This is a genomic window from Marinobacter sp. NFXS9 (genome assembly GCF_040148665.1).
Lineage (GTDB): Bacteria > Pseudomonadota > Gammaproteobacteria > Pseudomonadales > Oleiphilaceae > Marinobacter_A > Marinobacter_A mangrovi.
Map to the genome: position 1 here is coordinate 79,854 of NZ_JAGDDW010000005.1, position 14,151 is coordinate 94,004.

The 14,151-nt window shown below is 63.0% G+C and carries 12 protein-coding genes; 3 read left to right on the forward strand and 9 right to left on the reverse strand.

Features of this window, described 5'->3' with window-relative positions; genetic code table 11:
* Positions 1-8 precede the first annotated feature (8 nt).
* Positions 9-1,481 carry a COG3014 family protein gene (locus J3364_RS09645; RefSeq protein WP_349558160.1) on the reverse strand — a complete coding sequence of 491 codons (1,473 nt, stop codon included), beginning with the start codon at positions 1,479-1,481 and terminating at the stop codon, positions 9-11.
* 166 nt (positions 1,482-1,647) lie between these two features.
* Between J3364_RS09645 and J3364_RS09650 the strand changes: the two genes are divergently transcribed.
* Positions 1,648-1,926 carry a peptidylprolyl isomerase gene (locus J3364_RS09650; RefSeq protein ID WP_123635035.1) on the forward strand — a complete coding sequence of 93 codons (279 nt, stop codon included), beginning with the start codon at positions 1,648-1,650 and terminating at the stop codon, positions 1,924-1,926.
* 125 nt (positions 1,927-2,051) lie between these two features.
* Here J3364_RS09650 and J3364_RS09655 read toward each other — a convergent pair whose 3' ends face one another.
* The 4 genes from J3364_RS09655 to J3364_RS09670 all read right to left on the reverse strand — a co-directional run bounded on the left by J3364_RS09655 (position 2,052) and on the right by J3364_RS09670 (position 7,044).
* Positions 2,052-3,809 (reverse strand): methyl-accepting chemotaxis protein, encoded by a 1,758-nt coding sequence (locus J3364_RS09655; RefSeq protein WP_349558162.1) that lies wholly within the window; start codon positions 3,807-3,809, stop codon positions 2,052-2,054.
* A gap of 5 nt (positions 3,810-3,814) precedes the next feature.
* A complete protein-coding gene (gene malE, locus J3364_RS09660; protein WP_349558163.1) occupies positions 3,815-5,074 on the reverse strand; it encodes a maltose/maltodextrin ABC transporter substrate-binding protein MalE in 1,260 nt (419 codons plus the stop codon).
* Positions 5,075-5,401: 327 nt separating this feature from the next.
* Positions 5,402-5,878, reverse strand: coding sequence for a hypothetical protein (locus J3364_RS09665; protein WP_349558164.1), 477 nt, complete (start codon positions 5,876-5,878; stop codon positions 5,402-5,404).
* A gap of 203 nt (positions 5,879-6,081) precedes the next feature.
* Positions 6,082-7,044: a D-2-hydroxyacid dehydrogenase gene (locus J3364_RS09670; protein WP_349558165.1), complete on the reverse strand. Its 963-nt coding sequence runs from the start codon at positions 7,042-7,044 to the stop codon at positions 6,082-6,084.
* A 212-nt stretch (positions 7,045-7,256) separates the two neighbouring features.
* Between J3364_RS09670 and tmpT the strand changes: the two genes are divergently transcribed.
* On the forward strand, positions 7,257-7,919 hold the full coding sequence (tmpT, locus tag J3364_RS09675; RefSeq protein WP_123635864.1) for a thiopurine S-methyltransferase: 663 nt from the start codon (positions 7,257-7,259) through the stop codon (positions 7,917-7,919).
* 66 nt (positions 7,920-7,985) lie between these two features.
* Here the strand turns inward: tmpT and J3364_RS09680 are convergent, their stop codons facing one another.
* The gene (locus tag J3364_RS09680; RefSeq protein ID WP_123635865.1) at positions 7,986-8,393 is read right to left on the reverse strand and encodes a hypothetical protein; all 408 of its coding nucleotides are present in this window, start codon (positions 8,391-8,393) and stop codon (positions 7,986-7,988) included.
* Positions 8,394-8,549: 156 nt separating this feature from the next.
* A complete protein-coding gene (locus J3364_RS09685; RefSeq protein WP_349558166.1) occupies positions 8,550-9,548 on the reverse strand; it encodes a GlxA family transcriptional regulator in 999 nt (332 codons plus the stop codon).
* A gap of 124 nt (positions 9,549-9,672) precedes the next feature.
* On the opposite strand from J3364_RS09685, the gene J3364_RS09690 reads away from it, so the two are divergent.
* Positions 9,673-10,575 (forward strand): alpha/beta hydrolase, encoded by a 903-nt coding sequence (locus tag J3364_RS09690; protein ID WP_349558167.1) that lies wholly within the window; start codon positions 9,673-9,675, stop codon positions 10,573-10,575.
* 41 nt (positions 10,576-10,616) lie between these two features.
* Here J3364_RS09690 and J3364_RS09695 read toward each other — a convergent pair whose 3' ends face one another.
* Together J3364_RS09695 and J3364_RS09700 are read right to left on the reverse strand one after the other, a co-directional pair.
* Positions 10,617-11,075: an ATPase gene (locus J3364_RS09695; RefSeq protein ID WP_349558168.1), complete on the reverse strand. Its 459-nt coding sequence runs from the start codon at positions 11,073-11,075 to the stop codon at positions 10,617-10,619.
* 139 nt (positions 11,076-11,214) lie between these two features.
* Complete coding sequence (locus J3364_RS09700; RefSeq protein ID WP_349558169.1) at positions 11,215-14,112, reverse strand: FAD-binding and (Fe-S)-binding domain-containing protein; 2,898 nt, start codon at positions 14,110-14,112, stop codon at positions 11,215-11,217.
* Between the last annotated feature and the right edge of the window lie 39 nt (positions 14,113-14,151).

Consider the following 14,151-nt stretch of genomic DNA (forward strand, 5'->3'; position numbering starts at 1 on the left):
TCCTCCAGTCAGGATGTACAGGGACGGGCCGGCGTACCGCCGCCGCTCAGTTGCAGGCATTCGCCCGGCCGTTTTCCCTGCAGGTCCAGTAACATTACTGTAGCCGGCGCTTCCGCGGTAGGCCGTTTCACGTAGATCAGGGTATAGGGTTGATCCGGGACACTCACCGTTCCCAGATCCCCTCGCAAGGTGTCCGTCAGTTCGACACGTCCGTCCGCCGGACGTTCCAGCCGTGCGACCTCCCAGTGGTCGGGCATTGCCTGCCAGCCCCGCAGGTCCGCCTGGGTGGTGGCCAGGGTATAGATAATCGACCCGAGCTGACCCGCGGCACCAAACGACTCCGTGGCCTTGTGCTGGATCAGCCCTTTCACCACCGCCGCCGAGATGGCGCGGGTCAGGACACTGGGAAACCGCTCCTGCATCTCGGTACGAATCACCTTGCCCATCTGGGCAAAATCCGTGGTCGTCTGCGCGTTGGCGCTCAGGTGTCCGCTGACGGCCGTCCGGTCCCGGTAGCGCGGCAGCGCTATGCCGGTGAGGATGACCTGCGCATCGCCGTGATAGGAATAGAACAGCGGCACGTCGAACCGGACTTCCTCCAGTACCGGCCCCAGGCCGTTCTCATAAACCACCCAGACACGGTCCGGCTGGTCCTGCCGCGACAGCTTGCCCAATGCCAGGCCCTCGGCCAGATCCGCATCCGCCTTCACCGTCGCATTGCCCGGCGCCATATCCGAGACCCGCTGCAAGGACGTCACCGCGCGCTGGACGTCGGAGCCGCCGTTCGCAAGGAAGTAGAGCCCGTAAAGATAGGTGCTGGCCGGCACGATGTAGTCGGGGTAGACGCTCCAGGCGGAGGGATCGCCGTAGTTGCTCTGGATAACCGAGCGCATGCTGCCGCTGTCGATGCTGCGCTGGACGGTGCGGGCGTTGGCCGGGTCGTTCTGTAGGGCGCGTTTCTGCTCGGCGATCTCCTCGGAGAAGAAATCCACCGCCCGGCGGGTGCGATCGTCGGCCCGGTTGAATTCCACGCGGGCGTAGTCGTCGTTGCCCAGGGCCAGGAAGGAGAGTGCCTTGTAGGTGTTCACAAGGATGGCTTCGGACATGAGCGCACGGTAGTCGCGGGTCGAATCGTTTACCAGCACCGACATCACATTTTCCGAGGCGGCCGACGCAAAACCTTCGGTGTCCAGGTACTTCATGCCGGCTTCAGCCCGGTCGAACGCGTCGATGGATGGCTGGTAGTCTCCCTCAAGCCTGAGCGCTTCGCCGCGATGGAGGTACTGCAACACGTGCTTGCTTTCGGAATCGCTCTTGTCACTGACCGCCATGACGCTGGCCGCCAACCCGTAGTCGCCGCGGTCGTAGGCGCTGTTGAAGCGGGCCATTTCGTCCCGCTGCTGGAACACAGAGCAGCCGGACAGCAGGCCGATCAGCGCCAGGGCCGCCAGCAAACGGTGTGATCTCGAGTAAAACGTCATGCTCGGGTGATCCGGGTCCTTCGGCGTTGATTCCGGGAAATGGGCGATTTATCAGGTTGCTAGACAGCCAATCCACGTTATTGGTTCACAAACCGCTTGCCACTGGCGCGATGGCGCGGCAGCATTCCCGGTTCAACCAGCAACGATCGAGAAAAGGTACCTCATCATGGCACAAGCAACTGCACGCCACATCCTCGTCGACACCGAAGCCCAGTGCAACGATCTGAAAAAGCAGATTGAAGACGGCGCCGATTTCGCCGAAATCGCCCGCGCCCACTCCAACTGCCCATCCGGCCGCAACGGCGGCGATCTGGGCTCCTTCGGCCCGGGCCAGATGGTACCGGAGTTCGACAAGGCGGTCTTTAACGGTGAAGTGAATACGGTTCAGGGGCCGATCAAGACGCAGTTCGGCTATCACCTGCTGGAAGTGACCAGCCGTACCTGATTCATCGGATTCTCCCCCCTCTCCCCAACCCTCTCCCGCCAGGGGAGAGGGAGGTCATCCCCGAGTTAGGCGCATAAGCTCCCCTCGCCCCCATGGGAGAGGGGGAGTCGACCTACTCCATATTTTCAATACCTGAACTGCGACACTGCTGCCTGCAACTCATCCCCCATTGACGCCAGCCTTTCGGTCCTTGAGCCAGTATCCGACGCGTGCCCGTTAATCGCTTCAATCTGGCGCGCCAGGTTGGTGAGGTTGCGGTCGATGCTCTGGATGGCGTCGCTCTGTTCGGCGGTGGCCTGGGCCACCTGCTGGTTCAGGTCCTGCATCTGACCGGCCTTGGATTCGATGTCGGTCAGGCTACTGCGGCAGTGCCGGATGCGGTCGACGGTGACCCGACTCTCTTCGAGGCTTTCCCGGATTTCCGCCACGGCGCGCTGGGCGTCGGTCTGGAGGTTTTCCACCAGGCTCTGGATTTCCACGGTGGAATCCCCCGTGCGACTGGCCAGCCCGCGCACTTCGTCGGCCACCACGGCAAAGCCCCGGCCGGATTCGCCCGCGCGAGCGGCTTCGATGGCGGCGTTCAAAGCCAGCAGATTGGTCTGCTCGGCGATGCCCCGGATCACATCCAGCACGGTGCCAATGGATTCACTGCGCTCGGCCAGTTGATGGATCACACCGCTGGCCGTGTCGATGCGGCCGGTCAGCGATTCCATCGCCTGTACAGACTCTTCGGCCGCCGTGCCGCCCTGTCGGGTCAGTTCGCTGACGGCCTCCGCCAGGCGCGCCGCATCGCCGGTACTCTGCTGGATGCCTTCGGCGGCTGCCGTCATCTGATTGGTGGCGGTGGCCACCAGGCTGGTTTCCTGTAACTGCTGGTCCACTTGGGTGGCCAGGGCCTGGCTGCCCTCACGCCCCGTCGTCGCAACCTCGCCCAGTTCGGAGGTGGACAGTCCCAACTGGCGGATCAACTCGCGGAAGCGGGCCAGCATGCCGTCGAAGGCCTGACTGATCACTTGCAACTCGTCATTGCGGCGATAATCGAGACTGGCCGTCAGGTCGTTGTGGGTCTGGATGTGATCGATACGCCGCCCCAGGGCACGGATCGGCTTCAGGACCGAGCACAGGAAGATGCCGCCGAACAGCACCGCAAAACCCGCCATCGCGACCATCATGCCGAGACTGACTGTGGTGGCCTGGTCGATGTCACCGCGGATGGCCGTCACCGAATCCGCCACGGCACCGCTGGCCGCCTCTACGTCGTCGCCGGCGCCCAGCACGCCGTCGCCGAGCGCCTGCTCCTGCTGCCGGTAATCCTCGCGGATGCCATCCAGTTGTTTGGTCAGGGTGACCGCCCGCTCCCGGGCCGCCTCCCCCATCGAGCGCCCCATCAGCATCATCGACTTCTCGAAGAAGTTGAACATCTTCTCGCCGAGCATGCGGTATTCCTTGAGGGTTTTCTTCATCGACTCGACGGTCTTGCCGAGATCCGGATTATCCGCCACCAGACTGTCCAGCTCGGCCACAAAGGCCTTGTCCGCCGCGTGTGCGTTGTCCAGGGATTCCTGGTCGGCGGTCAACGCGGCATGGGAATACCAGTACTGCAGCGCTTCGAGCTGGCGCTGCGCTTCATTGACGCCCTGGGCGCGCTGCGCCAGCTCCCGCTGCTGGCGAATCAACTCGCCCTGGTGGCGGGTGGCTTCCAGCTGTCGGGTGATGCTGGCCTGCTGGCGGTCGACGCTTTGGCCGATGGTCCCGATGCGCTGGATCACCAACGCCGACGCGCCCACCGCAATGGCGGTCAGCAGCGCAAACAACACAATGACTTTGGCCCGAATAGACAGCGTGCGGAGACCGCGCGGTGCTGAAGCAGCAGACAGACGCATGACGATTACTCCTTCTCGTGACCACGAGCAGATGACTGAACCAGATAGTGGCGACGGTTCCAGCCGCGCATCGAATCAAGGCGTCGCAGCAGGTCGCCAGCATGGTTGAGAGTGGGACGTATGGGCTTCTCGCCGGCCATCATGTCTGCGAAACGGCGGGTCAGCAGATCCCAGAATCGTTTCATCTCCGGCACGTTGGGCATCATTTCACCGGTACTGGCGGACTCGAAGGTGTGGCGAATGAACGGATCCTGGGCCAGGGTCTGCTCCATCGCCAGATGCGTAACAGCGCCCAGGGGCTTGTCGTCATTGACGGCTGTCAGCCCGTCCATGGTGAGCAGGTAATGTTCGATAAACCGTTGGGCGAGTTCCGCGTTCGGCGAGGCGGCACTGATGCCGGCGGCCAACACGCCCACGAAGGGCTTGCCCGGATGTTTGACATCGATACCCGGCACATCGGCGATACCAATGTCGATGCCGGCTTCGCGCAGCTCGCTCCAGGCCCAGGGGCCGTTAATGATCATGGCGGTATCGCCGGCCTTGAAGCCCGTCATCATGCGGCCATAGTCGTCGTCCTCCCGGATGACGCCCTGGCGCAGCAGCGCCCGGATCTTGTCAACCGCGGCGATGGCGCCCGGCTGGTCCACGCCCACCTTGGCCAGGTCGTAGTTGCCGTCGGTCTTGCCAAAGCTGAAGCCGCCGGCACCGGCGATGATCGGCCAGGAAAAATAGACGTTCTTGTAATCCCAGGCGATCGCCCGCTTGCCCTTCTTACGCAGCGCGCTATCCAGCGCGGCCACGTCATCCAGGGTACGGGGCGGCTGGCTGACCAGCGCCTTGTTGTAGATGAGGCTGACCACTTCCGTCGCGATCGGGTAGCCGTAGACCTTGTCGCCCACGGTGACCGCATGCCAGGCAAACGGAGCCAGGGCCTCCTTCACGGGCGCGGACGGTTCGACCGCTTCCAGAAGGCCTTCGTTGATCCAGGACCCGAACCGGTCGTGGGGCCAGATGATGATGTCCGGCGCCTCGCGGGTGTAGCCGGCGTGATCGAACTGGCTGGTCAGGTCGGCCGGAGTCTCCACGACAACGGGAACGCCGGTATCGGCCTCGAACCGCCGACCCACTTCGGCCAGCCCATTGAAGCCCTTGTCGTTGTTGATCCAGATGTGCAATGTGCCACGCTCCACCGCCCATGCAGGCTGGGTAAGCACGCTGAAGAGAAAAAGCAGAACACAGATAAAACGGATGCTTGCGATACGCATGGTCGACTCCACCAATAGCCGGCGCCCAGATGCGCGAACGCGGAACGGCTCAAGTGGAGGTCTTGCACCATCCCCGGCACAACAGTCGCCGTGGTGTGGCGGGCAGGCCCGGACACACCGGTCTTGTTATTGTCATGGGAGCGCAAAGCCAGGCGTTATCGTCCCGGAGTGCGCCAGGGAGTCAGTGTATGGGACGACGCACAAGACCCGCGTCATTCCGGCAGGACAAAAGTGGGGGGGTAGGTTACCGGCGTAGAGTCTCGTCGCCGGGGCGCAACCCCGGATCATCACCAGTAACGCCGCAATGACCCAGGATTGGAGGCAGTCCTATTCAGGCTGCCAGAGGAATTGCAGGCCCAGTTCGGACTGACCGTCACCATCGACATCCTGCCCAACCGAGCCGGCGCTGATGGACCGTTGATTGTGGAGGTTCGAGTAAATCTGACGGAAGTAAAGGCCAAACTGAAGCGTTTTCAGCTGTGGATCCAGAGGCGCCAGGGATTGCAGATAGCCCGCCTCGACACCGAGAGCTGAACTGAGAGTCGCATCGTCTACATCGTGATCTGCCATGTGCGAGGCTCCCACCCGGGGCCCGATATAGACACCGCCGCTGGTATTCCGTTCCCGCCAGACCAGATCGCCACCGGACTGCTGCGGCAAATAAAGAGTGTGACTGCGTGACCCGGTGAATTCGCTGAGCGTGTAGTCCGTATCCACTTGCGTCCGCATTTGGACCTGATCGCCAGCAGCCTGGACGAAGGGTGCGACCAGGCAACCCAGTAATGGCCAAATCATCCGCTTCACACGCGTTTCTCCTGTGGTGGTCCGTCAGCACCGAAGGCCTGACCGCATCATTCAACGGGCAGCGTAACAGATCCGGTGTTAAAGGATGGCCCGTCTGAGATACCGATACGATACTGTCCTGTGTTGCCAAGTCTAGCGTTTGAATGCAAATTTTGCGCAAAAATCACCCAGCGGTCTTTGACGGGGCCGCATCCCGATCCGTTTCACACCACCCAGCGAGACTGGGTGCCGTTGCTGATCCCTTTCAGATTCTGCGCCGTCAGTTGCACCATCCGCTGCCGGGCTTCCTTGCTGGCCCAGGCACAGTGCGGTGTGACGATCAGGTTGGGAATATCCGGTGACAGCAGGACGTTGCCATTCGCTGGCGGTTCCTCGGTCAGTACGTCGAATCCGGCACCGCCGATGCGCCCCTTGCGCAGGGCGTCGGCGAGGGCCTTTTCGTCCACCAGGCCGCCGCGGCTGGTGTTGATCAGCAAGGCGTGCTTCTGCATTTTCGACAGGGCGTCGGCGTCGATCAGGTTGCGCGTGTCGTCCGTCAGCAGACAATGCAGCGACAGGACATCCACCCGTGGCAGCAGCTCGTCTAGAGGAATGCGCGGTATGCCGTCCACTTCGCCGGCCTCCTGCCCCGGCCGGGCGGCCAGCAGGATGTTCATGCCGAAAGCCTTCGCCAGCTCGGCCAGGCCCTGGCCCAGATCGCCGTAGCCAACGATGCCCAGCGTCTTGCCCTCCAGCTCCATGATGGGGTGGTCCATCAGGCAGAACTGGCTGCTTTGCTCCCAGCACCCTGCGCCCACGTCCTGGTGGTAGTCGATCAGCCGGGTGGCCAGGGCCAGGATCAGGGTCATGGTGTGCTGGGCAACGGACGCGCGACCGTAGCGGATGGCATTCACCACTTTGATGCCGCGAGCCTTCGCCGCCTCCAGATCGATGTTGTTGGTGCCGGTGGCCGTCACCACGATGTGGCGGATGTCCGGGTGGGCGTCAAAATGGGTTTCGCCCAGCACCACCTTGTTGGTGATCACGGTATCGAAACCGGCGATCCGCTCTTCGACCTGGTCCGGTGTGGTCTGCTCGTATTGGACCAGCTCGTCGACGGCCTCGCGGATCGGGGCGAGATCGACATCATGACCCAGGGTGGCGGCATCGAGGAAAACGGCTTTCATAAGCAGGTGTCCTTGGCGGCAAATGTCAGTATTGCCAACAGATTACACGCTCGCCAGGTCGGCTTCACGTCCTCCATCATGACAAAGACGACAGACGAGTCCATGACAGGAACGTATGACCATGCCGTTGATCTGTATGTTCAGGTACCCACTGACACCGGACGCCATCCCGGTCCATACTGTTTGGCAAATAACAGGCAGGAGGTTCGCCGATGGAGCACGAATTCTGGCACGCCCGCTGGAAAAACCAGGAAATCGGTTTCCACGAGGGAACGGTCAACCGCTATCTTCACGAGCACTGGCCCGAGATGGTCCACCACGGTAACGAGACGGTTCTCGTGCCCCTGTGCGGCAAGTCAAAAGATTTGTGGTGGCTGCACGACCGGGGTCATCCGGTGATGGGTATCGAACTCAGCGCCATTGCCTGCAAGGACTTCTTCGAGGAGGCCGAAGCCAAGGCGCGGGTGTTGCCCGGCCAGCCCTTCACCCGGTATATCCACGACGATGAGCTGGAACTCTGGTGCGGCGACTTTTTCCAGCTGGTGCCCGACGATGTCCGCCATGTGCGCCTGGTCTATGACCGGGCGGCGCTGATCGCCCTGCCGCCCGAGATGCGCCGGGATTACGCCGATCACCTGGAGGCCATCCTGCCGGATCAGGCGGCCATCCTGCTGATTACTCTGGATTACGATCCGGGCGAGATGAAAGGCCCGCCGTTCAACGTGAGTAACGACGAAGTGCATGCCCTGTTCGGCGATGAATTCGAGATCGACCGCATACTGACCAACCCACTGGAAAAGGACCATCCCTTCGCCAAACGCAAAGGCCTGAACAACGGCTCTGAAAGCGTGTTTCGTCTGCGCCGCAAGAACTGAACGGCAGGCCGGATTCACGCTCCGGCCTGCATTCACTGCACGTGTTGATGAACGGTTGGAGCTGGATCAGACGTGGCTCAGGACCTGAGCCAGCGTGACCGCCGGATAGGCATTGGGGTCATTGGGATCCTCACTCAACCAGACGTCGGTGGGCCACTCGGGAATCGCGCAGATGACCTCATAATCGCCGGAATCCCCTTTACCCAGCACATAGAACGCCGAGGGCAGCCAGGCGTCCCCCTCATTGGGCGGCTCGGTACTCAGGTTGATATCGGCCGGTGTGATCTCGCTGATGGTTTTGGTGCCGGAGGCCGGCATGGTAATGACCTGCGTCGAGCCCTGCGATCCGGGCAGCGATACCTCAGAGGCCGCCACCTGCGGGATCAGGACCTCCACGAACATATTGGACCCGGCATTGGCGACGGTGGACGTCGAGGCGATAACCAGAATGGATGTAACGGGAACATCGGACATGGCAACCACTCCTTTTCCGTGGAGGATGTACGGTGACATGGTGACAGTGTTGGTGCGACTGCAGGCAACTTCCCCTCTGCCTGTTCAGGAAGATTAGGCCGACGCTGTCGTCAGCACAACCCCATTCAAACATCCAAATTGCTACGCCCTTGGCAGCTATGCCGTCAGCGGCACGACGTAGCTGAACCGCTTGCGATACTGCTCCATAGTGCAGCCCACGGAACGCTTGAACAGGCGTCTGAAGGATGAAGCATCCTCGTAACCCACCCGCCAGATGATCTGCGCCGTCTGGTCGCGGCTCGATTCCAGGAAATGTTTGGCGGCTTCAATCCGCAGCTGCTGCAGGTAACCAATGGGCGTCTCCCCGGTGGCATCCTTGAAACGGCGTTTGAACGTGCGCGGCCCCAGCGCGGCGATGTCGGCCACCTGATCGATGGCCACAGGCTCGGCGTAATGGGTCTCCAGCCAGGTCTGCGCCTTGAGGATGGACGCGTCCTGATGCGCCTTGTGGCCATAGAATCGCATGTAGGGCGTCTGCTCCATGCGCCGGTTGTCCAACACGAGCAGTTTGCTGCACGCCAGCGCCACCGCCGGTGAAGCCAGCCGTTCCACCAGGTACAGGCAGAGGTCGGAAAACGCCGATGCCCCGCCGGCGCATATCACCGGGCCGTTATCCACCAGGAGTTGATCCACCTCCAGCCGCACGTCGGGATAGCGTTGCTGAAACAGGTTCGCTGCGCGCCAGTGTGTCGTGGCAGCCATGCCGTCCAGCAGCCCGGCTTCCGCCAGCACGAAGCTGCCGGTACAGACGCTCGCCAACAGGGCGCCGCGATCCGCCCCCGATCGCAACCAGCCAAACAACGGCCGGGCGGCGTCCAGCGCGCGCTCGACGTAGGTATCGACCACCACGGCCTCCAGCGCCGACCCCACCACAATCAGATCCGGCTTGAGATCGTCAAGGCGCGCCGTCGGCGTGACCAGCGCGCCGCTATAGCCTCGCACCGGCTCGCTGTCGGCCGTCACGATGTGGCACTCAAACAGGGGCTGTTCGGACATCTTGCGGCCGCAGTAGTTCGCGGTGGCGAAGAAATCCATCACGCCATGGACGCCGCTGGCATGGCAGTATGGTTGGGCAACGATGGCAACCGTGATCATGACGCAATGACCTATTCAGCACTTTATATGTCAAATATGACACTCCTGGCGAATCGGGGCAAGCCGTAACCTGATCCTGTCATCCACCGGGATCCACCGAGGATCCCTGCCAGGAGTGCTGATCATGAACGTTCCCGTCAAAGCCTTTCCGGCCGTCACCCGTCTCCCTGACAAGCCCCGATCCGCGCGGCCGGGACTGAACCGCTCATTGCGGCGACTAGGCCTTTCGCTGTACGCCCGGGTTTCGCCGACCGGAGCCGCCAGTCTGGTGAATCGGCAATTCTTCCGTCCTTCGCGACTGCCGATGCCCTCCCGCTACGAGTACCTGCTGGACGAAGCCGACAGCCACACCCAGCTCCACCACGGCGCCCATACCATCCCGATCTACAGCTGGGGTGAAGGGCCGACGGTGCTGGGCGTGCATGGCTGGTCCGGTGCGGGTATCCAGTTCGGTGCCTACGTCAAACCGTTAGTGGCCGCCGGCTATCGGGTGGTGCTGTTCGATGCGCCGGCCCATGGACGGGCCCAGGGTTCGCAGACCGATCTGTTTGAAATGGCGGAGGTGGTTCGGCGTGTCGGACAGAGTGCCGGGCCCGTGCGTGCCATCCTGGCCCACTCTCTGGGTTCACTGGCGGCCGCCCGGGCGTTAACGCGCGGCTTGGGCACGACTCACCTGGTTCTGCTGGCGCCGCCGTCCGACTTATCATCGGTGGTCAATGGGCTGGGGGCTACGCTGGGCGTTCCCACCGGCGTCCTGCGCGATCACCGCCGAATGATGGAAGACCGTTTTGGGGAGGACCTGTGGAACCAACTGTCACTCCCGCATCTGGCGTCGGGACTGCCCGGCAACGGTTTGGTGGTGTACGACAGCGATGACCGGCATGTTCCGCCGCCCCAGAGTGAACGGGTCCGGGTCAGCTGGACGGTCGCTGACGTGCTTCAGACTCGCGGTCTGGGCCATCATCGCCTGCTCTGGCATCCCGACGTGGTGGACGCGGTGGTCACCCGAATCACGAACACCCATTAATCTCAGCCCTGGCGGAGCACCTGGCTGTCGCTCCGCCAGGATCAGACATCATCCATGCTGAGCACCTGTCGGGCGAGACGCATATACTCATTGGTTTCCATCGCCAACAGCGACGCCATGAGCTCAGCGACTTCGGGGATTTCAGCCTTGCGGACGAGCGACTCGTAAAGGGCGATCAACTCATCGTGGAAGGCAAAGATTTCCCGGGCAATGTCGTCGAAACCGAGCGTGGCGTAGTGGGCATCGGTCTTGCGGTCGGTCTGGAAGGCATGATGGCGGACGAAGTCGTACAGCCGCGTTTTCAGCGCTTTGGGATCGGCCTGACGCTCGAATTCGGCGGTGATACGCTCAAGCTCCGCCTCGTGCTCGGACAGGTAATGGAGCAAGGCACTGGCCCGCTCGTTTTCATTGCGGCCACTGCACTCATCCAGGCTGCGGGACAGATGCCCGTGGAGCTGCCTCGCCCAGTCGATGAGATCTTCAAAGGTCCTGATTTCCATAAGAAGCATCCCCGCCGTAGTAGCGCCCCGCGCGCCATCGAAGTCTGACGAGATCGCCAAGGGGCTGATCGGTTGATGCTCTCACAGCGGCCGGGCTCCCAGTATGACACCGGTCAAGCCAGCCGCATAAAGCCGCACGCTAGCCTTCCCTGCCCTGCATGGCCCGGTCCAGCAACTGGGCCGTGTGCAACGCCGTGCGACCGCTGCCGTGCCGGATCTGCTCGCGACAACTGAAGCCGTCCGCAATCAGATACGTGTCCTGCGGCGTCTCCCGAAGTGACGGCAGCATCGCCGACTCGGCAATGCGCATGGAGACCGGGTACTTGTCGGCATCGAAGCCGAACGCGCCCGCCATCCCACAGCAACCATTATCCGGCAGGCTCACCTTTAGCCCCAGACCTTCCAGCAGCGAGCGGGTGCCTGCCATGCCGGCCAGAGCCTTCTGGTGACAGTGGCCATGCACCCAGGCGTCCCCATCGAGACTCGGCAGTGACAGATCCGTCTGCTGCGCCAGGAAGTCCGGGAACAACCAGGTGTTCTCCGCCAGCCATTGGGCGCGCCGGTCGTCCGGGAAGAAGTTCAGCAGTTCCTCGCGGAACGTGCTCATACAGGAGGGCTCCAGCCCCACGACCGGAATACCGGCCTCGATCGCCGGTGCCAGCGTTTCCAGCACCTGCCTCAGGCGCCAGCGGGCACGCTCGAGCATGCCGTGGTCGTACAGCGGCCGGCCGCAGCAGACCGGTCGCCCCGGCAACTGGACGGCATAGCCCAGGTGCTCCAGCACCCGAGATGCCGACTGTAGACAGTCGGATTGCAGGAAGTTGTTGAACGTATCAGGCCACAGCATCACCGCCGGGCGCCCTTCCGGCACCGATACCGATCGATAATCCCGGGTGAACGGATGGGGCGAAAATGACGGCAGATCCCGTTCAGCGGTCATACTGGTCAGTTGGCGAACGACAGCGGCGGCGCCGGGCAGCCGCGTCAGCCCGTTGAAGAGGCGCGGCGCCTTTCCCGCCACCCGGGACCATTCGTGGATCAGCCCCAGCGTCCAGGCCTGGCGCGGGCGCCGGTGATGCTCGTAGTAGTGGGCCATGAACTCGGCCTTGTAGGTGGCCATGTCCACCTGCACCGGGCACTCCTGCCGGCAGGCTTTGCAGGCGAGGCAGAGGTCCAGGGCTTCATGCACGGACTCGTTGTTCCAGACACCTTCCAGCGTGTCGCCGTGGAGCATCTCGAACAGCAGCCGCGCCCGTCCCCGGGTGGAATGCTTCTCTTCCTGTGTGCCCCGATAGCTCGGGCACATGGTGCCCCCGGCGTAGCTGCGGCACTTGCCCACGCCCACACAACGATGGGCCGCGGAGGAGAAACGCCCCTCGTCCCGGTGAAAACTGAAATACAGCGGTTCCGGTTCGACGGGGTCATGGTCCGGGCCGGTTCGCAGGTGCTCGTCGATGCGGTACGGATCGATCAGTTTGTGGGGATTGAGACGGCCCTGCGGGTCCCAGATCGTCTTGAATGCCCGGAAAGCATCCATCAATTCCGGGCTGAACATCCTGGGCCAGAGCTCCGCCCGTGCCTGCCCATCGCCGTGCTCGCCGGACAGCGACCCGCCATAGGCCACCACCAGGTCGGCGGCTTCATCGAGGAAACGGCGCCAAGTGGCAACGCCCTCGTGGCTGGACAGGTCGAACGTCATGCGGCCGTGGATGCAGCCGTCGCCAAAATGCCCGTAGAGTGAGGACCGATAGCCGTAGCGGTCCAGTAGTTTGCGGAAGTCGCGCAGGTAGTCGCCGACCCGTTCGGGGTCCACCGCCGCATCTTCCCAGCCGGGATAGCTCTCGTCCTCGCCCGGCAGTGCGTTAGTGGCGGCCGAACCGCTCTTGCGAACGTTCCAGACCAGATTGGCCTCGTCGGGGTCCGTGTAGAGTTTGCTGTCGACGCAGTGAGCCTGCTGGCTGTCGATGGCCTTCTGTGCAGCCCGGGTCGCCTCTTCAATGGAATTCCCGCCAAACTCCGACAGGATCCAGCCATTGCCGTCCGGCAGCCCCTCGATGGCGTGCAGCCCCCAGCCTTTCTTGCGCATGTCCTCGACGATGCGCTCATCAAGGCCTTCCACCGAAAGCGGCCCGGTTTTCAGGATCGCCGGTGCCTGGTCACCGGCCTGACAGATGTCCTCATACCCGAGCACCACCAGCACCCGGTGCGGCGGACTGTCCACCAATCGCATGCGGGCCGACAGCGTGACCGCACAGGTGCCTTCGCTGCCAACCAACGCGCGGGCTACGTTGAAGCCGTTTTCCGGCAACAGCGCGTCCAGGTTATAGCCCGACACCCGCCGCCGGATGTCGGGAAAACCGCTGCGGATGTGATCGGCGTAGCGGTCCCGCAGATCGCGCAGAGCTTGGTAGATCTCACCTTTGCGGCCACCGGCCTCAATGATATCGGCCAACTCGTCCTCGGACGTGGGCCCGACCGTCATGCGCACACCGTCGTAGGTCAGGATCTCCAGGGATTCGGTGTTGTCGTCGGTCTTGCCGGCCATCACGGAATGGGCACCGCAGCTGTTGTTACCGATCATGCCGCCCAGGGTGCATTGGGTGTGGGTCGAAGGATCCGGCCCGAAGGTCAGGCCGTGCTGCTCGGCGGCGTCCCGGAGGACGTCACAGACAACCCCGGGCTGGATGACCGCGGTCCGATCCTCCGGTTCCACCGCCAGCACACGATTCATGTATTTCGAGGTGTCCAGGACCACAGCGGCATTGCAGGTCTGGCCGGCCAGGCTGGTCCCTGCCCCGCGCATCAGGATGGGCGCGTCGAACCGGCGCGCCACGGCAACCGCCTGCTCAATGTCCTGCTCGTGACGAGGAATGACGACGCCGGTCGGCACCTGACGGTAATTGGAGGCGTCGGTGGCGTACAGGGCCCGACTGCCCATTTCGAAACGGACTTCACCGTCGATGACCGCCTCCAGGGCGGTCACCAATGAATCGATGTCAGCCGTATGGTCGGCGGCGACTGCGGTTTCTCTGGCCATGCGCGCTCCTTACGGTGCGTGCAGGAGTGAATGGGCGGC

Excerpts from the sequence above, each read along its gene's own strand:
- tmpT (WP_123635864.1), top strand. The coding sequence starts at position 7,257 with ATGGAGCACGAATTCTGGCACGCCCGCTGGAAAAACCAGGAAATCGGT.
- J3364_RS09645 (WP_349558160.1), bottom strand. The coding sequence starts at position 1,481 with ATGACGTTTTACTCGAGATCACACCGTTTGCTGGCGGCCCTGGCGCTG.
- J3364_RS09690 (WP_349558167.1), top strand. The coding sequence starts at position 9,673 with ATGAACGTTCCCGTCAAAGCCTTTCCGGCCGTCACCCGTCTCCCTGAC.
- J3364_RS09700 (WP_349558169.1), bottom strand. The coding sequence starts at position 14,112 with ATGGCCAGAGAAACCGCAGTCGCCGCCGACCATACGGCTGACATCGAT.
- J3364_RS09695 (WP_349558168.1), bottom strand. The coding sequence starts at position 11,075 with ATGGAAATCAGGACCTTTGAAGATCTCATCGACTGGGCGAGGCAGCTC.
- J3364_RS09655 (WP_349558162.1), bottom strand. The coding sequence starts at position 3,809 with ATGCGTCTGTCTGCTGCTTCAGCACCGCGCGGTCTCCGCACGCTGTCT.
- J3364_RS09670 (WP_349558165.1), bottom strand. The coding sequence starts at position 7,044 with ATGAAAGCCGTTTTCCTCGATGCCGCCACCCTGGGTCATGATGTCGAT.
- malE (WP_349558163.1), bottom strand. The coding sequence starts at position 5,074 with ATGCGTATCGCAAGCATCCGTTTTATCTGTGTTCTGCTTTTTCTCTTC.
- J3364_RS09650 (WP_123635035.1), top strand. The coding sequence starts at position 1,648 with ATGGCACAAGCAACTGCACGCCACATCCTCGTCGACACCGAAGCCCAG.
- J3364_RS09685 (WP_349558166.1), bottom strand. The coding sequence starts at position 9,548 with ATGATCACGGTTGCCATCGTTGCCCAACCATACTGCCATGCCAGCGGC.
- J3364_RS09680 (WP_123635865.1), bottom strand. The coding sequence starts at position 8,393 with ATGTCCGATGTTCCCGTTACATCCATTCTGGTTATCGCCTCGACGTCC.